Source organism: Shimia sp. R9_3, assembly GCF_017743755.1.
GTDB lineage: Bacteria > Pseudomonadota > Alphaproteobacteria > Rhodobacterales > Rhodobacteraceae > Shimia.
Map to the genome: position 1 here is coordinate 82,413 of NZ_JAGHRP010000004.1, position 19,007 is coordinate 101,419.

At 58.2% G+C, this 19,007-nt stretch carries 22 protein-coding genes and 2 tRNA genes; 20 read left to right on the plus strand and 4 right to left on the minus strand.

Features of this window, described 5'->3' with window-relative positions:
- Positions 1-452: 452 nt before the first annotated feature.
- From dctP to J7412_RS11765, 4 genes are all read left to right on the plus strand, one after another.
- Positions 453-1,451, plus strand: a complete 999-nt coding sequence (dctP, locus tag J7412_RS11750) for a TRAP transporter substrate-binding protein DctP (RefSeq protein ID WP_209078834.1) — start codon at positions 453-455, stop codon at positions 1,449-1,451.
- Positions 1,452-1,459: 8 nt separating this feature from the next.
- Positions 1,460-1,933, plus strand: a complete 474-nt coding sequence (locus tag J7412_RS11755; RefSeq protein WP_209078835.1) for a TRAP transporter small permease subunit — start codon at positions 1,460-1,462, stop codon at positions 1,931-1,933.
- 1 nt (position 1,934) lies between these two features.
- Positions 1,935-3,194 (plus strand): TRAP transporter large permease subunit, encoded by a 1,260-nt coding sequence (locus J7412_RS11760; RefSeq protein WP_209062765.1) that lies wholly within the window; start codon positions 1,935-1,937, stop codon positions 3,192-3,194.
- Positions 3,195-3,305: 111 nt separating this feature from the next.
- A complete protein-coding gene (locus J7412_RS11765) occupies positions 3,306-3,662 on the plus strand; it encodes a hypothetical protein (protein ID WP_209078836.1) in 357 nt (118 codons plus the stop codon).
- Between the two features lie 103 nt (positions 3,663-3,765).
- Here J7412_RS11765 and J7412_RS11770 read toward each other — a convergent pair.
- A tRNA-Asn gene (locus J7412_RS11770) sits at positions 3,766-3,840 on the minus strand.
- A 274-nt stretch (positions 3,841-4,114) separates the two neighbouring features.
- On the opposite strand from J7412_RS11770, the gene J7412_RS11775 reads away from it, so the two are divergent.
- The 3 genes from J7412_RS11775 (at position 4,115) to J7412_RS11785 (ending at position 6,502) form a co-directional block, all read left to right on the plus strand.
- The gene (locus tag J7412_RS11775; RefSeq protein WP_247743904.1) at positions 4,115-4,657 is read left to right on the plus strand and encodes a sigma-70 family RNA polymerase sigma factor; all 543 of its coding nucleotides are present in this window, start codon (positions 4,115-4,117) and stop codon (positions 4,655-4,657) included.
- A gap of 83 nt (positions 4,658-4,740) precedes the next feature.
- Positions 4,741-5,337, plus strand: a complete 597-nt coding sequence (locus J7412_RS11780; protein WP_209078838.1) for a hypothetical protein — start codon at positions 4,741-4,743, stop codon at positions 5,335-5,337.
- 34 nt (positions 5,338-5,371) lie between these two features.
- Positions 5,372-6,502, plus strand: coding sequence for a S8 family serine peptidase (locus tag J7412_RS11785; protein WP_209078839.1), 1,131 nt, complete (start codon positions 5,372-5,374; stop codon positions 6,500-6,502).
- 14 nt (positions 6,503-6,516) lie between these two features.
- Here the strand turns inward: J7412_RS11785 and J7412_RS11790 are convergent.
- A tRNA-Ser gene (locus J7412_RS11790) sits at positions 6,517-6,606 on the minus strand.
- Positions 6,607-6,827: 221 nt separating this feature from the next.
- Here J7412_RS11790 and J7412_RS11795 point away from each other — a divergent pair.
- From J7412_RS11795 to J7412_RS11830, 8 genes are all read left to right on the plus strand, one after another.
- On the plus strand, positions 6,828-7,700 hold the full coding sequence (locus J7412_RS11795) for a DUF2059 domain-containing protein (protein WP_209078840.1): 873 nt from the start codon (positions 6,828-6,830) through the stop codon (positions 7,698-7,700).
- Between the two features lie 235 nt (positions 7,701-7,935).
- Positions 7,936-8,541 (plus strand): 50S ribosomal protein L21, encoded by a 606-nt coding sequence (locus tag J7412_RS11800; protein ID WP_209078841.1) that lies wholly within the window; start codon positions 7,936-7,938, stop codon positions 8,539-8,541.
- A gap of 23 nt (positions 8,542-8,564) precedes the next feature.
- On the plus strand, positions 8,565-8,834 hold the full coding sequence (gene rpmA, locus J7412_RS11805) for a 50S ribosomal protein L27 (protein WP_209062735.1): 270 nt from the start codon (positions 8,565-8,567) through the stop codon (positions 8,832-8,834).
- An 83-nt stretch (positions 8,835-8,917) separates the two neighbouring features.
- Positions 8,918-9,511: a LysE family translocator gene (locus J7412_RS11810; RefSeq protein ID WP_209078842.1), complete on the plus strand. Its 594-nt coding sequence runs from the start codon at positions 8,918-8,920 to the stop codon at positions 9,509-9,511.
- A 14-nt stretch (positions 9,512-9,525) separates the two neighbouring features.
- Entirely contained in the window at positions 9,526-10,065 is a 540-nt protein-coding gene (locus tag J7412_RS11815) for a GNAT family N-acetyltransferase (protein WP_209062731.1), read from the plus strand.
- A 55-nt stretch (positions 10,066-10,120) separates the two neighbouring features.
- Positions 10,121-11,167: a GTPase ObgE gene (gene obgE, locus J7412_RS11820; protein WP_209078843.1), complete on the plus strand. Its 1,047-nt coding sequence runs from the start codon at positions 10,121-10,123 to the stop codon at positions 11,165-11,167.
- Positions 11,155-12,261, plus strand: coding sequence for a glutamate 5-kinase (proB, locus tag J7412_RS11825; RefSeq protein ID WP_209078844.1), 1,107 nt, complete (start codon positions 11,155-11,157; stop codon positions 12,259-12,261). Before obgE ends, proB begins: the two co-directional genes overlap by 13 nt.
- A 76-nt stretch (positions 12,262-12,337) precedes the next feature.
- Positions 12,338-13,603, plus strand: a complete 1,266-nt coding sequence (locus J7412_RS11830; RefSeq protein WP_209078845.1) for a glutamate-5-semialdehyde dehydrogenase — start codon at positions 12,338-12,340, stop codon at positions 13,601-13,603.
- Between the two features lie 55 nt (positions 13,604-13,658).
- Here J7412_RS11830 and J7412_RS11835 read toward each other — a convergent pair whose 3' ends face one another.
- Positions 13,659-14,255 carry a histidine phosphotransferase family protein gene (locus J7412_RS11835; protein WP_209078846.1) on the minus strand — a complete coding sequence of 199 codons (597 nt, stop codon included), beginning with the start codon at positions 14,253-14,255 and terminating at the stop codon, positions 13,659-13,661.
- A 29-nt stretch (positions 14,256-14,284) separates the two neighbouring features.
- Here J7412_RS11835 and J7412_RS11840 point away from each other — a divergent pair, with 29 nt between their 5' ends.
- From J7412_RS11840 to J7412_RS11850, 3 genes are all read left to right on the plus strand, one after another.
- Positions 14,285-14,467, plus strand: a complete 183-nt coding sequence (locus J7412_RS11840; protein WP_209062721.1) for a DUF3553 domain-containing protein — start codon at positions 14,285-14,287, stop codon at positions 14,465-14,467.
- 121 nt (positions 14,468-14,588) lie between these two features.
- Positions 14,589-15,368 (plus strand): GNAT family N-acyltransferase, encoded by a 780-nt coding sequence (locus J7412_RS11845; protein WP_209078847.1) that lies wholly within the window; start codon positions 14,589-14,591, stop codon positions 15,366-15,368.
- Positions 15,365-16,183: a lysophospholipid acyltransferase family protein gene (locus J7412_RS11850; protein ID WP_348540496.1), complete on the plus strand. Its 819-nt coding sequence runs from the start codon at positions 15,365-15,367 to the stop codon at positions 16,181-16,183. The genes J7412_RS11845 and J7412_RS11850 overlap by 4 nt, the downstream gene beginning before the upstream one ends.
- Positions 16,184-16,238: 55 nt before the next feature.
- On the opposite strand, the gene J7412_RS11855 is transcribed toward J7412_RS11850, so the two are convergent.
- On the minus strand, positions 16,239-16,853 hold the full coding sequence (locus J7412_RS11855) for a glutathione S-transferase (RefSeq protein WP_209078848.1): 615 nt from the start codon (positions 16,851-16,853) through the stop codon (positions 16,239-16,241).
- A 324-nt stretch (positions 16,854-17,177) separates the two neighbouring features.
- Here J7412_RS11855 and rpsB point away from each other — a divergent pair, with 324 nt between their 5' ends.
- Positions 17,178-17,948 carry a 30S ribosomal protein S2 gene (gene rpsB / locus J7412_RS11860; RefSeq protein ID WP_058240801.1) on the plus strand — a complete coding sequence of 257 codons (771 nt, stop codon included), beginning with the start codon at positions 17,178-17,180 and terminating at the stop codon, positions 17,946-17,948.
- Between the two features lie 75 nt (positions 17,949-18,023).
- Positions 18,024-18,899, plus strand: a complete 876-nt coding sequence (gene tsf, locus J7412_RS11865) for a translation elongation factor Ts (protein WP_209062716.1) — start codon at positions 18,024-18,026, stop codon at positions 18,897-18,899.
- Positions 18,900-19,007 lie beyond the last annotated feature (108 nt).

The following is a 19,007-nucleotide window of genomic DNA, read 5'->3' on the forward strand; positions in this document are numbered from 1 at the left end:
GTCAGGTGCAAGCCATACGACCCAGCGTTTTCCTAATGTCTTACGTGAAAAAAGGGACTGCCCGTCAAACGGGCGCCTTGCAGCAGAGCCTTTTTGGCGTGAACGCCTTTACGCAACGCTCACCTTGCGAGGGAACCTCTGAGGTTAACCATATAACCTGCTGATTTAACTTCGGTAATTCCCCCATGTCCTAAATTGTCAAAATTCTGGCCTATGACGACATAGCATCCAATTTCGCTCTCCCGCATAAATACCGGTGGAGGACCAGGGAGGCGTCTGAAAACCGTTGGGGCAGGCCGCGCAGCATTCGTCTGCGTGATCGCATCAAGCCACCCTTAAGCTTATATGCGCTTGAGGGAGAGGTTATTTATGATGTGATAGCAAGGGCTTGCAGCACATAACGGTTTTTCAATCTGCCTTCCTCCGATCGGATAAGAACGAGGAGTAAGCCGATGAAATTTACCAAATTCGCCACCACCTGTGCGCTCGCATTGGGCGTTATGAGCAGCACAGCGCTTGCGGAAACCACTTTGAAACTGGCCACCGTTGCGCCGCTGTCGTCCCCATGGGGTCAGTGGGCACAGGGCGTGGCGAAAAAGATCGAAGAAGAGTCCGGCGGCGAGATGAAAATCGAAGTCATCGGCGATGCGCAGCTGGGTGATGAGCAGACCATTCTGCGCCAAGGCATGAAGGGCCGCGTCGATCTGGTGCTTGTGTCCAACATTCCGCTGTCTCTGATCGGTCAGGAAATGGATCTGGTGTCTTCTCCTTTCCTCTATGACAGCGTTGAGCAGGGCAGCTGTGTGGCCTTCAACCACCTCAGCGAAATTCTCGGCCCAAGCCTGCGCGAAGCCCGTCTGGAGCCACTGACATGGATGGAAGTTGGCAACTACATTGTCTTCTCCAAAGACGAGGCCCGCACACCGTCCGCTCTTGAAGGCCGCAAGGTCCGCGTGGCGGCCACCACCGCAGACGAGCTCTTTGCCCGCAAGATCGGTGCGGTTGGTGTGCCAATGGGCACCTCTGACACCATCCCGGCGCTGCAAACCGGCAACGTCGAAGCGGCCTTCTTGCCCGGCGTGTTTGGTATCGCGATCGGCACGCATAAAGTGGCGCCCAATGTCACCGTCAGCAACCACACCCGCCTGATTGGTACCGTCGCCGTATCCCAGCGCAGCTACAACAAGCTGAGCGATCAGGAAAAAGAATGGCTCTCCGCCTTCACCGAAGGTGGCGCGGCCCTGTCTGCTGCCGTGCTTGGTGCCGAAGGCGCGCTTTTGGGCAAACTTGAAGGTGCAGGGCTGCCGGTCGCGCGTCTGAGCGATGAGGAAGCGGCTGAATGGCGCGCCTCTGCGGATGGTTTGCGCGAAGAACTGGCAGAGCAGCTTGGTCCGAAGGCTGTCTCCATTCTGGAGCAGATCAACGCGGCCAAAGTGGCTTGTGGTTCCTGAAGTCAATGATGTTGCTTCTACGTTTTCTGATGAAAGCAGAGGCCATTGTGGCGGCGGCGGCTTATGCCGCCACCACTTTGCTATTGCTGGCGGATGTTGTCGCGCGTGAGTTTTTCTCCCAATCCCTCTGGGGCGCCCAACAGACCGCAATTCTGTGCAGCATCCTTGCGGGTATGATCGGTTTGACACTCGCCACGGGGCGCGGTGCGCATTTCCGGCCAGAATTTGCTGACGGTGTTCTGCGCTTCAAAGCGATTGACCGGATCGGAGATCTGATCTCGGCGGTGCTTTTTGCTGTGATTGCTTACTACGCGGTGGAGTTCGTTCGGGAATCCCGCGATTTTGGCGACCGTGTTCCGGTTGTTAATCTGATGCTCTGGCCGGTGCAGATCGTGGTGCCTTACGCGATGATCTCCTCTGCCATCAAACACGCCATATTTGCACTGAGTCCTCAGGCAAAAGACGAGCTGAGGACCGCTTGATATGGACGCTCTCATTCTGATTGGCATCGTTCTGGGCCTGTTGATCCTGCGCCAGAACGTCATTCTCATTCTTCTGGTGGTGACCGCCTATATCCAGCTGGTCTGGGCCGGTGGTGATATCCTTTATGTGGTCGAAGACCTCTGGTCCTCGATGGACAACCACGTCCTGCTTGCGATCCCGATGTATATCATCGCGGGCAAGCTGATGTCGCGCGGCTCCATTGCACGTGATCTCATCGCCATGGTGCGCGCAGCAACTGACTGGATGCCCGGTGGGCTTGGCATTGCCTCGGTGCTGTCCTGTGCGCTGTTTGCGGCCGTCTCCGGCTCCTCTGCGGCCACTTTGCTGGCCGTGGGCGTGGTCATGTATCCGGCGCTCAAGGAAGCCGGCTACACCGAGAAATTCGCCATTGGCGCGGTCACTTCGGCGGGCACGCTCGGCATTCTGATCCCACCTTCGATCCCGCTGATCATCTACGGGATTGTCACCGAGACCAATGTGGCGAACCTCTTCCTCGCCGGGATCATTCCGGGCATTCTTCTGACCGCGATTTTTGCGATCTACAGCATGACCACCAATCTCGGCAATGAGCGCGGCACATTCTCTGTAGCGCGTCTGGCAGAGGCGGTGCGCAAAGGGATCTTTGCGCTGATGACCCCAGTGATCCTGCTTGGCGGCATCTACACCGGCTATTTCTCACCAACCGAGGCCGCAGCCGTGGCCGTGGGCTATGCCATCTTGGTGGAGTTGCTGGTCTATCGCGAGCTTTCGGCCAAGGATTTCTTTGACGAGGCGGTCTCCACCGCGGTGATGCTTGGCACGCTTTTCCCGATTGTGGCCGTGGCCCTGTCGCTGAAATCGGTGCTGGCCATCGAAGGCATCCCTGGCGCCTTTGCGGAGTGGTTGCAAACCGTGATCTCCAGCAAGATCGCCTTCCTGCTTGCGCTCAATGTGGCTCTGCTCTTGGTCGGTTGTCTGATTGACGTGGTGTCCGCAGTCCTGCTGCTTGCGCCGGTCATGCTGGCGGCGGCGCAGCACTTTGGGGTGCACCCGATCCAGCTTGGCATCATCATGATCATCAACCTGGAGATCGGCCTGTTGACGCCGCCCATTGGCCTCAACCTCTTGGTCGCCTCAGGCGCCTTCAAAAAGCGCTTTGCCGAGGTCAGCTTGTCTGTGGTGCCCTTCATCCTCTTGATGCTTCTTGCGTTGATGATGGTGACGTTCATACCGGAGCTGACGCTCTATCTGATCAAATGAGAGCTCTCGGGTCAGATCGCTTTGGGCTGATCACAAAAGCCATTCCTCCCGGCGCAAATTACGCGCGCCGGGAGTCCCACACCGGCAGCACGCCATTTCCCATGAAGTTTCATGTCTAAGTGCCCTTCATACCCGCAGGACGGCCAAGAAGGGGTGATCCCTGTCATGTGCGTTGTTCAGGCTGGACAAGTCCCGAAATCAATGGAGACCAGCCTCAAGGCCCGCATCGGTGCGCTCACCCAACGTGTTTTTAACGCTGAGGCCGCCATTGTGTGGGTCGTGGTTCCCGAAGGCAGTGGCTTTACCGCGGCGCTGCCCTCCCGCACGGTGATCACGTCGATGCATGCCAACCGCGTCTTGGAAAGCGAAGAGCGGGCCTCGCTGCTCAAGACGCTCGGAGCGATCTGCATGGAAGAAATCGGCTGCAGCGCGGAAGAGGTGGTCACCTCGGTGCGCGATCCGGAGTAGGGGGCTGCCCAGCCTAATAGATCCATCGTAAGCGATAATCGAACCTGCAGGCGTCTCTAAAAGCAAAAAAGCCCTCAGGTCGCTGAGACCTAAGGGCTTTTTATGGCTCCGGCGGTAGGGATCGAACCTACGACCAATTGATTAACAGTCAACTGCTCTACCGCTGAGCTACGCCGGAACATCTATCTCTGAGCTGCCTCAGAAGATGTGGCGGGTATAACTTTGCTTTTCGGGGACGTCCAGAGGGTCTCTGCAAGAAATGTGACTTTTCTCGCAGAAGGACGTTTTGATCGGCCATGTGTTGGCCATCCAACTTGAAACGGCAGCCGGAAACTCATCATCAAGACCCGAAATTCCAGCATCAGCAGCGGTTGACAGTCTGACCTTAGGTGACAGAAAATACAGGTGTTTTATTGATTGAGAGCACTGTTCCGAACCTAATGAGCTCCCCATTGCAAAATGATCTCGAAAGCGCGCTGCTGGCCCGTGTAGCATCAGGTGACCAGACAGCCATGCGCGCTTTATATGAGGCGCATTCGGAAGCTGTTTGGCGCTTTGTGCGCAGTCGTTTGAGCGACGAGTTCGAAGCCAATGACATTGTCCATGAAACGATGATCACCGTATGGCGGACCGCTGCACGTTACGAGGGCAGGGCTTCTGTCAGGTCTTGGATGCTGTCCATCGCCCGCAACAAAGTGGTCGATCACCTGCGCAAACACGGGCGGCTCGATCTGAGAGACGCGGATAATACGGTTCCGGATGAGGCCCCAATCGCTGAGGTCGTGGTGGCCGCCGCTCAGGATGCCAATCGCTTGCGCGCGTGTATTTCCAAACTTGGCGAGCGCCAGCGCGCGGCGATTCACTTGTCCTACTTCGAAGAGCTCACCTATGCGGAAATCGCTGAGATCGAACACGTGCCGGAAGGCACAATCAAATCGCGCATTTTTCACGCCAAGCAGCTTCTGATGCGCTGCCTGTCCAAAGGGGAGCAGTAATTTTGAACCTTTGTGAAGCGCCAGTCGACCAATGGGCAGACGTGTCATGCGACGCGATGTGCCTAAAGTAAGCGAGAGTATCGATGAGCGATGAATGGGAACATAGGTTCAGCGAAGAAGACGTCACCGCGTTTGTGCGCGGGCAGGCGACACCGGCGCTTGTAGAAGAGATCGAACGGGAGATGGCGCACAACGACAAACTGCGCGCGGAGATTTCCCTACAGCAAGGCCTCAGAGCCGCGCTTTCCGCGATCGCAACAGGCATGCCACCGGGTGAGCTCGGATGGCGGCGTCTGGAGGTTGCGCTGGCGGATGCCCCTCAATCCAACGAAACATCCGCCCCCACGCAGCCAGATTATTGGCGCATCGCAGCCATTGCCCTTGGTGTTGCCGTACTTATTCAGGGCGCATTCCTTGTTGCGCCGTCGTTTGCACCCAATGAGGCAAGATTTCAAACCGCGTCTCAGCCCGAGGCGGCTATCGAATTGGCCATCGCGTTTGAGGCAGAGGCCAGCATTGCTGAAATTGGCACTCTTCTGGATAATGCAGGGGCACAATTGGCGGATGGGCCGAGCGCTTTGGGGCTCTTTCGTGTGAAGTTTGAGACGCAACAGGCTCTGATTGATGGAAAAATCCTTTTGGAGAGCTCAGATATCGTGACCCTCGTGGCGCGGCCGTGATAGGGCTTAGACCCAAACAGGTGAGGGAATGTGCATGTCCAGACTTATCGGAGTTCTGCTCGGAGCGCTTTTGCTAACCGCATGTGTCGGCTCACGTCCCTCTACCGTCGCACGCGCGGATGTGCGCGACGCACGCGAACTCATTGTTATGGTTGCCGGTGCACCAGATGAGCTGATCAGCAACGCCGAAAACCTTGGCTATGCCACCCGGTCAGTGCGCCCACTTGAAGAGCTTGGGGACGTGCTGGTCGCCTTCACGATTCCCGAAGGGCTCTCTATACCCGAAGCGATTGTTCAGATTGAAGAGGCCGTGCCGGGAGTCACCGCGGGGGCGCATCATGTGTATCGCCTGCAAGCCAACCCATTTACCGCATCCGGCGCCAATTACGCGAATGGGCTGATCGGGTGGCGGGACGACGGCTGCCGCGCGGTGCGTCGCGTCGGCCTGATAGACAAAGCACTGCCCCAAGCGCACGATCATTTGGCCTCAGGGCGGGTTGTGCAAAAATCTTTTGTCGCTCCTCAGCCCCCTGCCAACGCAGAGCATGGCGCGCAGATGGCAAGCCTTTTGATTGGAGCGGGGCGTCTGTCGGATACAGTGCTGTACAGCGCTGGTGTGGTGGAAGAAAGCAGAGCCGGAGACACCACCGCTGGTGTCAGTGCGATCCTTGAGGCGGTGAACTGGCTTGCAACGCAGGATGTCGAAGTCGTCAACATCAGCCTTGCGGGGCCGCGCAACAAATTGCTCAACCGTGGTATGGAGCGTGCCGCCGATGACGGCATGATCTTTGTCGCAGCGGCTGGCAATCAAGGCGCCAGCGCCCCGCCGCAATTTCCGGCAGCCTTTCCTTATGTTGTGGCCGTGACGGCGGTCGATAGCGCACTTGAGGTTTATGACCGGGCCGTGCAGGGCGCACAGATCGATGTTGCAGCCCCCGGTGTCGACATTCTGGTGCAAGACAGCACCGGCACACGCATCCTCAGCGGCACCTCGGCCGCAACGCCCTTCGTGACAGCTTCCATTGCAGCCAACAGCGGCTGGAAAGCGCTCTCGGTCGAAGAGGTCAAAGAAGACCTACGCACGATCACCCGAGACATTGGCGCGCCGGGGCAAGATGACGTGTTTGGTCAGGGGCTGATACAGGCACCAGCGGCCTGTCGGTAGCAATGAAAAGATAATGGCGGAGAGACAGGGATTCGAACCCTGGGTCCCCGTGAAGGGACAACGGTTTTCGAGACCGCCCCGTTCGACCACTCCGGCACCTCTCCGTCCGCATAGACCGTGGTCTTGGTGAGGGCGTCGTTTAATCACCTTTCGATTTCGGCGCAAGTGGGATTTGCATTGTTTTGCCCAAAGCCTTTCGATTGATTGTTGGGACATAACAATACGTCGCAACCCTCGGAACCTATAGACATCGCGGGCACTTCAAAATCTCGTTGTGTTTCAACTTAATCTCGAAACGCTTTGGGAAATGAACTAGCTTAAAGCTATGAGTACACTCACCGCCCGTCTGGCCCCGTCCACTGTCTTGCTTCCGCGTCTGGCAACTGTTCTGCTTGCTGGTATTTTTGCGTGGTTCAGCGCTTTTGCGCCAACGGCGCAGGCCGCTGATCGTGCGCGGGTCGAAGCCTTCCTGCAGGTGACCGGTTTTGATGTGGCCATTGAATCCATTGCGCTGTCCGCTTCCTCCGCACCGCTGCTTCTGGGGCTTGAAGAGGAAGATTTCGGGCTGCAATGGACCTCCCTGACCAAGGAGGTTTTTGACACGACCTTCATGCACAACCGGGCGCTCGATATTCTGGAGGCAACGCTGGATGATGAGAGCCTTGCCCATGCTGCGGCCTTCTATGCCAGCGATCTTGGGCAGCGTTTGGTCGAGGTCGAAAATGCCGCGCATATGGGCGATGATGAGGAAAAAGAATTGATCGGCGGAGCCTTGCTGGCGGATCTTGAAGCCGCAGAGGACCCGCGCGTGGATCTCTTTCGCCGCATGACCGTGGCGATTGACCCCGAAGATGTCGGCTCTGATGCCATTCTGGAGATCCAGGTGCGGTTTATTTTGGCGGCCTCTTATGCGGGCGTGATTGATCTGCGCACGGATGAGGACGGTTTGCGCGCGGCCTTGAGCGAAAATGCCGCGGAGATGGAGGAGGAGATCGCGCTGGCGACCCTGCGCAATGCCGCCTATACTTATCAGGACTTCTCGCTTGAAGAGCTCATCGAGTACACCGAAGCCTTGGAAGACCCAACCATGATGACGGTCTATGAGCTTATGAACGCGGTGCATTTTGAGGTCATGTCAAACCGCTTTCAGGCTCTGGCTGCTCGGATGGCCGATTTGCAGCCGGCACAAGAGCTTTAAAAGGCCGCTTTGGAGGGCGCAAAGCGCCTGCAATATAAGGCTTGACCCAGAGCAAAATCCGACGCATAAGCGCGCCACCGGCGTGGAGTATGTACTTTGCGCCGCGTTTTTGTTGTAACACAGCCCCAACAAGGGGCGCGCTGTTCGAGGCGGCACCGTCGAAAGACAAAGCCACAAACGCCAAACCCGCAAGGGGGAGGGGCCACAGGACGCGATCAGATCGAAGGAATAGGACATGTTCGCAGTCCTGAAGACCGGCGGCAAACAGTATAAAGTACAGGCAGGCGATGTCCTGCGTGTCGAAAAACTGGCTGCAGACGCTGGCGAAAAAATCCAATTCAACGAAGTGCTGATGGTTGGCGGTGACAACACCGTTGTTGGCGCACCTTTCGTTGAAGGCGCAGCCGTGCAGGCAGACGTGATCGACCAGATCAAAGGCGAAAAGCTGATCAAATTCGTGAAGCGTCGTCGTAAGCACAGCTCCAAGCGCACCGTGGGCCACCGTCAGAAACTGACTCTGGTTCGCATCACCGACATTCTCGCGTCCGGCGCAGACAAGTCTGGTGTAAAAGCGGCAGTGGGCGCAGGCTCCGTTGCAGCACCTGCAGAAGCCAAACCAGCCAAGAAAGCGGCGAAGGCAGAAGCAAAAGCAGAGGCACCTGCCGCTGCAGCAGCTGATGACCTGACCGCAATCAACGGTGTAGGCCCGGCAGCAGCGAAAAAGCTGGCAGATGCAGGCATCACCTCTTTTGCACAGCTCGCAGCGGTTGACGTAGACAGCTTTGACGCTGTTAAAGTGAAGCCTGAGTGGGTTGCACAAGCAGCCGAACTGGCGAAGTAAGCGAAGTATAGGAGACTAACGATATGGCACATAAAAAAGCTGGTGGTAGTTCCCGTAACGGTCGCGACTCCGCGGGTCGTCGTCTTGGCGTGAAAAAATACGGTGGCGAAAACGTGATCCCAGGCAACATCATCGTGCGTCAGCGCGGTACCAAGATGTGGCCAGGTGAAGGCGTTGGCATGGGCAAAGATCACACCATCTTTGCAACTGTTGACGGCAACGTGAAGTTCCACAAAGGCCTCAAGGGCCGCACCTTTATTTCGGTCCTGCCAGTGGCGGAGGCCGCAGAGTAAGCCGACCTTAAGGGTAATGAGACATTTAAGGGACCGGCGAAACAGCCGGTCCCTTTTTCGTTTGATGAGGTTCAGTCAGAAAGATGAGCGTCGCAGTGATCAGTTTTGGCGTCTTTGCCGCAAGCCAGGTGGGCACACCTGGGCCTGCGAATATGGCGCTATTGGCCACAGGTGCGCGCTTTGGCTTTCGCGCCGCTTTGCCTTTTGTGGCGGGTGTGGCCTTGGGCAAACAGCTGATCATCTGGCCCATCGGCTTTGGTCTGATGGAGCTTGCCGACACGGTGCCCGGTCTTTTTGCCGGGCTGAAATGGGCAAGTGCAGCCTATATTTGCTGGCTGGCTTGGAAAGTGGCGCACCTGCGCCTCTCTGCTGATAAGGATGCGGTGACCCAAGCGCCCGGTTTTGCCGCCGGTCTGCTGGTGCATCCGCTCAACCCCAAAGCCTGGGCGATGATCGTTGCAGGCTTCACAAATTTTGTAACACCTTCGACACCGGCGTTGCAGGCCACGGCCACCATCGCCATCTGTCTTTTGGCGGCGCAAGCCGTTTTTCATCCGATCTGGACCTATGCAGGGGACCGGATCGCCCAAACCGTCGCCGGAAAACCCGCCGAACGTTATTTGATGCGCACTTTGGCCGCGCTCACTGTGGCCTCTGTGCTATACGTAGTTCTTTGAGGAGGAGAACAGGCATGAAACTGGATACTATCGTCAACCAGCCTGTGATCGAAACCGAACGCTTTGTGTTGCGCCCGCTGCGCCGCTCCGATCAGGGCCTGATCGAGATGCACACCGCAGACCGCGAATTGGCGCGCATGACCACGAGCATCGCGCATCCGGTGCCCCCCGGCGCGACCGAAGCCTTTATCACGCGCGCCCAATCTGAAGGCCGCGTGGAAGATGTCTGGGCCATTGATGGCAGCTCGGATCAGCAGCCCGAGGTCATGGGCCTCATCGGTTTGACACGTGTTGACGAAGGTCAGGTGGAGATCAGCTATTGGATTGGCAAAGCCTTCTGGAACACAGGTCTGGCCTCTGAAGCGGTGCGCCTCTTGATTGCGGCCAACCCGTTGAACAGCAGCACCATCTTTGCCAGCGTTTTTCAGGACAATCCGGCCTCTGCTCGTGTGCTGACCAACTGTGGTTTCCAGTATCTGGGGGACGCGGAAAGCTTCTCTTTGGCGCGCAACGCCAATGTGCCCACTTGGACCTACAGCCTGAAACTGGATTGAGCCTTGCCGTCAGGCAGGGTATGAGCGCAGAACGCGCCGCAAAAGGACAAATGTTATGAAATTCCTCGACCTTGCCAAAGTCTACATCCGCTCGGGTGGCGGCGGGGGTGGCTGTGTGTCCTTCCGACGCGAGAAATACATCGAATACGGTGGCCCCGATGGCGGGGACGGCGGCAACGGTGGCTATGTCTGGGCCGAGGCCGTCGACGGGCTGAACACGCTGATCGACTTCCGCTATCAGCAGCACTTCTTTGCCAAATCCGGCCAGCCCGGCATGGGCAACCAGCGCACAGGTAAATCCGGTGACGACATCGTGCTGCGTGTGCCTGTGGGCACCGAGATTCTGGATGAGGATCAGGAAACCCTGATTGCCGACCTGACCGAAGTGGGCCAACGCGTCCTGCTCGCCAAAGGCGGTAACGGCGGCTTCGGCAACCTGCACTTCAAATCCTCAACAAACCAGGCCCCGCGCCGTGCCAACCCCGGCCAGCCGGGTGTGGAGCGCACCATCTGGCTGCGCCTGAAGCTGATTGCTGATGTGGGCCTGCTGGGTCTGCCAAACGCCGGCAAATCGACCTTCCTTGCGGCGACCTCCAATGCGCGGCCCAAGATCGCGGATTACCCGTTCACCACGCTGCACCCGAACCTCGGAGTTGTGGGTGTTGATGGCGTGGAATTTGTGGTGGCTGACATTCCCGGCCTGATCGAAGGCGCGAGCGAGGGCAGGGGTCTTGGTGACCTCTTCCTAGGCCACGTAGAGCGCTGCGCGGTGCTTCTGCATCTGGTGGATGGCACCTCCGGCACCTTGCTGGAGGATTACAAAACCATCGTGCAGGAAATCTCCAACTACGCTGACATCCTCGCGGACAAACCCCGCGTGACGGTTCTGAACAAAATCGACTCTTTGGATGCGGAAGAACGTGAATTCCTCAAGGAGGAGCTGGAGGCGGTTGTTGGCGGCCCCGTGATGCTGATGTCTGGCGCGAGCCATGAGGGCACCACTGAAGTGCTGCGTGCCCTGCGTGCGGAAATCGACGATGACCGCCTGCGTCAGAAAATCGAAGAGACCGCTGACGAGGAAGAGGCGCCGTGGCAACCCTGAAGACTGCAAAACGGGTTGTTGTAAAAATCGGGTCAGCCCTGCTTGTTGACCGCAGCACCGGCCTGTTGAAAGCCGATTGGCTCAAGGCCCTGGCCGAAGATGTGGCGATGCTGAAGGCGCGCGGCACCGATGTTGTGCTGGTGTCCTCAGGCTCCATTGCCTTGGGGCGCGGCGCCCTTGGCCTGCCTGCCAGCGACCTGACGCTGGATCAATCTCAGGCCGCCGCCGCCGTGGGCCAGATCCGGCTCGCTCGTGCCTATGAAGAGGCGCTTGCGCCGCATGGTATCACCACCGCGCAGGTGCTTGTGACACTAGAGGACAGCGCCAATCGCCGCCGATATCTGAACTCCCGTGCCACGCTGGACCAGCTGCTCACATTGGGTGTGGTGCCCATCGTGAATGAAAACGACACAGTGGCCACAGATGAAATCCGCTATGGCGACAATGACCGGCTTGCCGCTCAGATTGCGCTGACCACTGGCGCGGACCATCTGATCCTGCTCTCGGATGTGGATGGCTTCTATTCCGCCAATCCCATGACCGACCCAAGCGCCAAACGCTTTGAGGTGATCGAGACCATCACGCCTGAGATCGAAGACATGGCCGGTGAAGGGGTTTCTGGCCTCTCCAAAGGCGGCATGATCACCAAGCTGATGGCCGCCAAAACCGCCACCGCAGGTGGCTGCGCCATGGCGATCACCGAAGGCTCCGCGATCCGTCCTGTGCAGGCGCTGGAAAGTGGGGGCAACGCCACATGGTTCACCGCTCAAGGCACCCCACAGCTGGCGCGCAAACGCTGGATCAACTCGATGAAACCGCAGGGCGCTCTCGTGGTGGACGCGGGTGCCGCGCGCGCGCTGGCGGCGGGCAAAAGCCTGCTGCCTGCCGGGGTTACCGCGGTCAACGGCGATTTCAGCAGGGGCGACCCGATCGAGATCACAGACAGCACCGGCCACCGTTTGGGGCAAGGGCTTGCGGCCTACACCTCCAAAGATGCGGCCAAGATCAAAGGCCACCACAGCCGCGAGATCGAGGACATCCTTGGCTACCCGGGCCGCGCCGCGCTCATCCACCGCGACGACATGGCGCTTTAGCCTTCCTCTTGCTAAAAATATCCTCGCCGAAGGCGAAACAAATCCAACCAAAGACCCTCAACAAAGGACAGATCTGATGAAAGACATCGCAGACATCCCCGCCCTGATGGCCCAGATTGGCGCGCAAGCCAAAGCGGCAAGTGCGGAGCTGGCCTTTGCCCCGCCGGAGGTGAAACGCGCCGCGCTTGAGGCCGCCGCAGATGCGGTCTGGTCTCGCCGGGCTGAGATTATTGAGGCCAACGCCAAAGACCTCGAATTTGGCCGCAACAAAGGCCTGTCTGACGCGATGATGGATCGCCTGATGCTCGATGAAGACCGCATCGGTGGCATCGTCACCGGCCTGCGCACGGTTGCGGCACAGGACGATCCCGTGGGGGAGGTGCTCACCGAATGGGACATGCCCTCCGGCCTCAACATCCGCCGCGTGCGCACCCCTCTGGGGGTTGTGGGCGTGATCTATGAAAGCCGCCCCAATGTAACCGCCGACGCCGGCGCGCTTTGCCTGAAATCCGGCAACGCCGTAATCCTGCGTGGCGGCTCAGAGAGTTTCCATAGCTCCGGTGCCATCCACGCCTGCCTTGTCGAAGGCCTGACCTCTGCAGGTCTGCCCGAAGCCGCCATCCAGCTTGTGCCCACCCGTGACCGTGCTGCAGTTCAGGAACTGTTGACCATGGTCAACACCGTGGATGTGATTGTACCGCGCGGCGGCAAAGGCCTCGTGGGCCTTGTGCAGCGTGAAGCCCGCGTGCCGGTTTTTGCCCACCTCGAAGGCATCGTCCATATCTATGTAGACGCCGCTGCTAACGCCCAAAAGGCGATGGATGTGATCCTCAACGCAAAGACCCGGCGCACCGGCATTTGCGGCGCTGCGGAATGTCTGCTGATCAACGAAAGCCTTGTTGACACGCTTGGCACTGCGCTCATTCAGATGCTGCTTGATGCAGGTGTGCGCGTGCATGCCGATGAAACGCTCGCCAAGATCGCAGGCACCACTGCGGCCACGTCCGAGGATTGGGGCAAAGAGTATCTCGACATGGATATCGCTGCCAAAGTGGTTCCTGATGTTGATGGTGCCATTGCGCATATCCGCCAGTATGGTTCCAACCACACCGACTGTATCCTCACTGAGGATGACGCCACCGCTGCGCGTTTCTTTGAACGGTTGGACAGCGCCATCCTGATGCGCAACGCCTCCACGCAGTTCGCGGATGGCGGCGAATTTGGCATGGGGGCGGAAATTGGCATTGCCACCGGCAAAATGCACGCACGTGGTCCGGTGGGCGCGGCGCAGCTGACCAGCTTCAAATATCTGGTCGAAGGTGACGGCACCACGCGCGCCTGACACAGCGACACCTGAGAAAAAAGAAAGGCGCCGATCTCCGGCGCCTTTTTCGTGTTTAGAAGCGCACTTCCAAACTCATATCGGTCATAGAAACGCTGAGCGGACGCCCAAGCAGCTTTGCGCCTTGAGGCAAAAGCCCAAACTGAACTTTTGCAGGCACCAACCCCTCAGGCACTTCGCCATGAGACACCGGCCCCCAAAGTTCCGTGTCCGCGCGCAGTTTTTCGCTTTCCGCCAGCAGGTACCAACCCGCGCCTTCTTTCGCGATGCTGATCGTGCCGCCAAAGGGCATGGAGGCCTCAAAACACATAAGGGTGAGGAAGGCGAGGCGCAGCTCGGGCCGCGCCACAGCGCCTTCAACTTCCCAAAAGGTTTCCACCCGCGAGCTCGGTGCCAGATCCGCAAGGATGGACTGGATCTCCTGCGCGCCGACCATCTGCTCATCTCCCGGCTGACCAAAGGCCACCCGGAAGAGACGGATGCGGGCGTTGGCGTTTTTCACGCTGTCCTCGATCATCTCCATTTCCGGGCCCTTGGCGTCGCCTGTCAGCGAGAGCAACTCAAGCCCGTTGCCGATGGCACCCACCGGGCTGATCAGGTCGTGGCAAATCCGTGACCCTACCAATGCGGAGAAATCCGTATTATCTGACATCTGTATTCCTTTTAGAGACGAGTGGCCCAATGGACGATCTCAATGCCTTTCTTGAACCCGGAATGTTGGTGACCCATCCGGACCAACCCGACTGGGGGCTGGGACAGGTGCAATCCAACATCGGCGGCAAAGTTACCGTCAATTTCCGAGACGCGGGCAAAGTTGTCATCGATGGAACGCGTATCATGTTGATGCCCGCATCAGAAACCTAATTTGGTTAACAAATTGTGCATGCGCATCTGAAAACGTCAACAAGCCGACCCAACGACGCCGGTTGATTTTGCGCACTTCCCTGCCTAAGAACCCAAAAAACAAAGAGGAAGCCTCATTCCCATGACTGCGCAGGCGCCAGACTTCGAAGTTAAAATTGTGAGCTCTGAGGCCGAATTAAAGGCCGCTCAGCGCCTGCGGTATCGCGTTTTTGTTGAGGAGCTCGGCGCAGATGGGCCGATGGTGGATCACGAGGCCAAACTTGAGCAGGACCGCTTTGATGCGCATTTTGACCATCTGATCCTGATGGATCACGCGCGGGATGCCGATCCCATCGATCAGGTGGTCGGCGTCTACCGTCTGCTCACCGATGAGAAAGCCCAAGAGATCGGACAGTTCTATTCAGAGGATGAATATGATCTCTCCACCTTGAAGGCCTCAGGCCGCCGCCTTCTGGAACTGGGCCGATCCTGTCTGCATCCGGACTACCGCGGCGGAGCGGCGATGTTTCATCTCTGGAATGCGCTGGCCGCCTATGTCGCCGCGCATGAAATCGAGGTGCTCTTTGGGGTCGCCAGTTTCCACGGCACCGATGTGGCCGAACATGCGGCCGCGCTGTCCCTGCTGCACAGCCGGCATCTGGCCCCTGAAGGCATTCGCACCCGCACACAGGCCGATGTGTTCCAGCCGATGGACCTCATCCCTGAAGAGGAGATCGACCGCCGCGCAGCCATGCTGTCGGTTCCCCCTCTGATCAAGGCCTACCTGCGTCTTGGCGGCTTTGTCGGGGAGGGGGCCTATCTCGACCATGCATTTAACACCACGGACGTTTGCCTGATCCTCGACACTGCCCGGATGAACGAGAAAAACCGCGCGCTTTATACCAAGGAGCGTTCGCTGTGAGCACCTGGGAAAGCGAAGACGGCTATCCAACACTGCCCAAACTCGGGGCCATGGGCATAGTACGTGCCATCCTGCGCGGATTTCCTTTGGCACTCCTTGTCTTTGGCTGCCTCGCGCTCTTGCTTCTGTTGCGCCTGATCGAGCGGCCAATCTTTGGCTTGCGCCGCCCATGGACGCCCTACATCACGCAATTTGTCTGCAGAAACGCCTTCCGCCTCTTGGGCATCCGCTTTTCAGTTTCCGGCATGCCAATCAAAGATCGCGGTGCTGTGGTGGCCAACCACTCCTCCTGGCTTGACATCTTTGCCCTCAACGCGCCGCAGCAGGTCTACTTCGTCTCCAAAGCAGAGGTGGCAAATTGGCCCGGCATCGGCTGGCTGGCCCGCGCAACGGGCACGCTGTTCATTCGACGGGACCGTCGCGAAGCACGGGCGCACAAAACCATGTTTGAGGATCGCCTGCTGGCCGGGCATCAGCTCCTGTTCTTCCCGGAAGGCACCAGCAGCGACAGCTTGCGGGTTTTGCCTTTCAAAACAACACTCTTTGAGGCGTTCTTTGATCCCCGCCTGCGCGAGGAGATGCTGATTCAGCCTGTCACAGTGCATTACACGGCCCCAAAAGGGGCAGAGCCGCGGTTTTACGGCTGGTGGGGGGATATGGACTTTGGCCCACATCTTCTATCGACCTTGGCTGCTGCGCGGCAGGGGAGGGTAGAGGTGGTCTATCATCCGCCCCTGAAGGTTTCAGACTTCGCCAACCGCAAAGCGCTTGCGCGAGCCGCTGAAGATCAAATCCGCGCAGGGCTTGGCCGGTAAATGTCGCCAATGGGGCGCGCTTGATCAGCTCAATACGCCCCACAGAAACCTTCTGTCACCCGTTGTCACGCGCCACTGCGCGCTGAAACACCGGCCGCACCTCAATCGCCGCAACATAGGCCGCGAGTTTGGGGTAGGTCTCTGCCAGTCCCAACCGATGGATCGCAGATTGCGCGGGGAACAGCATCATCACATCCACAGCAGACAGTTCGTCCAGCACAAAATGACCTGACGGGCGGATCAGCCCCTCCATATAGTCAAAGTGGTTCTTAGTTTCTGACTGGATGCGCGGTTGCAGCGGTGCGGCGGCCTCGCCCAGAATGCTGGTATAGATCCCCAGCAACAAAGGTGTCATCGCGGAGCCTTCAGCGAAATGCATCAGCTGCAGATGTTCAAGAGAGGCCGCCACATCTGTGGCGGCCGGTATCATTTGCGGCGCGAATCTTTGGCACAGGATCTCGACAATCGCGGCGGACTCTGTGATCAGCTTCCCGTCGATTTCCAGCATCGGCGCTTTGCCCAGCGGGTGGATGTCTTTCAGCGTTTCGGGCGCCAAAAAGGTCTCGCTGTTCCGCTGAAAAGCGCAAAGCTCATATTCAACTCCTATTTCTTCCAGAAGCCACATGATACGCAGGGAACGCGAGCGGTTGAGGTGATAGAGTTTGATCATAAAAACAGCTCCTTAGCTGAGTGGTCGCAGAGCTAAATGCACCGCCTTTGGTCAGCGGCGCTTGCTTTGCAATCGTAAACCTATTAAGGATTTTGCCGTGCTGTGAGGTAAGGTCAACCCAAAGCGCGCGGTGTTTTGCACCTTTTGCAGCCAAGTCTGCCACTCGGCCCTTGCATGATAGTAAAACCTGCTGTAAACGCGCGCCATTCAAACCCGCAGGCGGGGTTTGGGCTTGGGCAGGGGAGACATCCCTGTCGGTCCGCCGGTTGGAGCATCCGCTCTCACTTCTCCCCGCCAAGGCGTAAACCGGAAAAGGAAAATAGCATGGCTCTTCCCGAGTTCTCCATGCGTCAGCTGCTGGAAGCTGGCGTTCACTTTGGTCACCAAACACAGCGCTGGAACCCACGCATGGGCCCGTTCATCTACGGCTCCCGCAACGGCATCCACATCATGGACCTGACCCAGACCGTTCCTATGCTGGACCAGGCTCTGACAGCCGTACGTGACACTGTTGCAAAAGGCGGCCGCGTTCTCTTCGTTGGCACCAAGCGTCAGGCCGCAGCGCCGATCGCAGATGCAGCAGAGAAATCCGCGCAGTACTTCATGAACCACCGCTGGCTCGGCGGCACGCTGACCAACTGGAAAACCGTTTCCCAGTCCATCAACCGTCTGAAAGAGATCGACGAGAAACTGGCATCCGGCGCAGAAGGCCTGACCAAGAAAGAGCGTCTGGGCATCGAGCGCGACCAGGAGAAGCTGCAAGCGTCTCTCGGTGGTATCCGCGACATGGGCGGCGTTCCTGACCTGCTGTTCGTCATCGACGTGAAAAAGGAAGCACTGGCCATCGCCGAAGCCAACAAACTGGGCATCCCAGTTGTGGCTGTGGTTGACACCAACTGCTCCCCAGACGGCGTTGACTACATCATCCCAGGCAACGACGACGCATCCCGCGCGATCTCCCTGTACTGTGACCTCGCAGCCCGCGCTGCTCTGGACGGCATGACCGCACAGCTGGGCGCCGCAGGCGTGGATCTGGGCGAATTCGAAGCTCCGGTTGAAGAAGCCGTGGCCGAAGAAGCCGCAGCAGACGCGTAAGCGACGTTACAAATCTGACATGGGGGCAGGGTACACCCGCCCCCACAATCCGAATTCTGACGAGGAGAGCCACAGATGGCGATCACAGCAGCAATGGTTAAAGAACTGCGCGAGATGACCGGCGCAGGCATGATGGACGCGAAAAAAGCGTTGACCGAAACCGATGGCGATCAGGAAGCAGCAATCGACTGGCTGCGCACCAAAGGCCTGGCAAAAGCGGCTAAAAAATCCGGCCGTACCGCAGCCGAAGGTCTGGTGGCTGTCACCGTTGAAGGTGGCAAAGGTGTTGCCGTTGAGGTGAACTCCGAAACCGACTTTGTTGGCAAAAACGCTGACTTCCAGTCCATGGTTGCAAAAATCGCCGGCGCAGCAATCAACGTTGCTGACGTTGACGCGCTGAAAGCGGCGGATCTGGGCGGCAAGACCGTTGAAGAAACCGTAACCGACGCTGTTGCCACCATCGGTGAAAACATGTCCGTGCGCCGCATGGCGTCCGTGGAAGGTGACGTTGTGACCTCCTACGTGCACAACCCAGCGACCGACGGCATGGGCAAAATCGGTGTTCTCGTAGCCCTGAAAGGCGGCGACGAAGCATTCGGCAAGCAGGTTGCCATGCACATCGCAGCGGCCAACCCGCAGGCCCTGGGCGAAGCAGATCTCGACCCAGCTATCGTTGAAAAAGAGAAAAACGTTCAGATCGAAATCGCACGTGAATCCGGCAAGCCGGAGCAGGTGATCGAGAAGATGATCGTGGGCCGCATGAAGAAATTCATGTCCGAAGTGACCCTGCTGGGCCAGAACTTCGTGATCAACCCAGACCTGACCGTTGAAGCAGCTGCCAAAGAAGCAGGTGCGGAAATCGTTGGCTACGTCCGCATGGAAGTGGGCGAAGGCATCGAGAAGAAAGAAGAAGACTTCGCAGCAGAAGTGGCGAAAGCCGCTCAGGGCTAAGCCTCTCTGAAGTCGAAGATTTTGAACGCCGCACACTGCAGAGTGTGCGGCGTTTTTGTATCTGAATGGCTATGTTTTTTTCATCTACAGAGCTTTTAGGGGCAGGGG

What these genes read in the sequence shown, in the direction of transcription:
- tsf (WP_209062716.1), top strand. Translation starts at nt 18,024, where the DNA reads ATGGCGATCACAGCAGCAATGGTTAAAGAACTGCGCGAGATGACCGGC.
- J7412_RS11785 (WP_209078839.1), top strand. Translation starts at nt 5,372, where the DNA reads ATGTCCAGACTTATCGGAGTTCTGCTCGGAGCGCTTTTGCTAACCGCA.
- J7412_RS11815 (WP_209062731.1), top strand. Translation starts at nt 9,526, where the DNA reads ATGAAACTGGATACTATCGTCAACCAGCCTGTGATCGAAACCGAACGC.
- J7412_RS11810 (WP_209078842.1), top strand. Translation starts at nt 8,918, where the DNA reads ATGAGCGTCGCAGTGATCAGTTTTGGCGTCTTTGCCGCAAGCCAGGTG.
- J7412_RS11845 (WP_209078847.1), top strand. Translation starts at nt 14,589, where the DNA reads ATGACTGCGCAGGCGCCAGACTTCGAAGTTAAAATTGTGAGCTCTGAG.
- J7412_RS11755 (WP_209078835.1), top strand. Translation starts at nt 1,460, where the DNA reads ATGTTGCTTCTACGTTTTCTGATGAAAGCAGAGGCCATTGTGGCGGCG.
- rpsB (WP_058240801.1), top strand. Translation starts at nt 17,178, where the DNA reads ATGGCTCTTCCCGAGTTCTCCATGCGTCAGCTGCTGGAAGCTGGCGTT.
- J7412_RS11765 (WP_209078836.1), top strand. Translation starts at nt 3,306, where the DNA reads ATGTCTAAGTGCCCTTCATACCCGCAGGACGGCCAAGAAGGGGTGATC.
- J7412_RS11780 (WP_209078838.1), top strand. Translation starts at nt 4,741, where the DNA reads ATGAGCGATGAATGGGAACATAGGTTCAGCGAAGAAGACGTCACCGCG.
- obgE (WP_209078843.1), top strand. Translation starts at nt 10,121, where the DNA reads ATGAAATTCCTCGACCTTGCCAAAGTCTACATCCGCTCGGGTGGCGGC.
- J7412_RS11835 (WP_209078846.1), bottom strand. Translation starts at nt 14,255, where the DNA reads ATGTCAGATAATACGGATTTCTCCGCATTGGTAGGGTCACGGATTTGC.
- J7412_RS11760 (WP_209062765.1), top strand. Translation starts at nt 1,935, where the DNA reads ATGGACGCTCTCATTCTGATTGGCATCGTTCTGGGCCTGTTGATCCTG.
- dctP (WP_209078834.1), top strand. Translation starts at nt 453, where the DNA reads ATGAAATTTACCAAATTCGCCACCACCTGTGCGCTCGCATTGGGCGTT.
- J7412_RS11855 (WP_209078848.1), bottom strand. Translation starts at nt 16,853, where the DNA reads ATGATCAAACTCTATCACCTCAACCGCTCGCGTTCCCTGCGTATCATG.
- rpmA (WP_209062735.1), top strand. Translation starts at nt 8,565, where the DNA reads ATGGCACATAAAAAAGCTGGTGGTAGTTCCCGTAACGGTCGCGACTCC.
- J7412_RS11795 (WP_209078840.1), top strand. Translation starts at nt 6,828, where the DNA reads ATGAGTACACTCACCGCCCGTCTGGCCCCGTCCACTGTCTTGCTTCCG.
- J7412_RS11830 (WP_209078845.1), top strand. Translation starts at nt 12,338, where the DNA reads ATGAAAGACATCGCAGACATCCCCGCCCTGATGGCCCAGATTGGCGCG.
- J7412_RS11840 (WP_209062721.1), top strand. Translation starts at nt 14,285, where the DNA reads ATGGACGATCTCAATGCCTTTCTTGAACCCGGAATGTTGGTGACCCAT.
- J7412_RS11800 (WP_209078841.1), top strand. Translation starts at nt 7,936, where the DNA reads ATGTTCGCAGTCCTGAAGACCGGCGGCAAACAGTATAAAGTACAGGCA.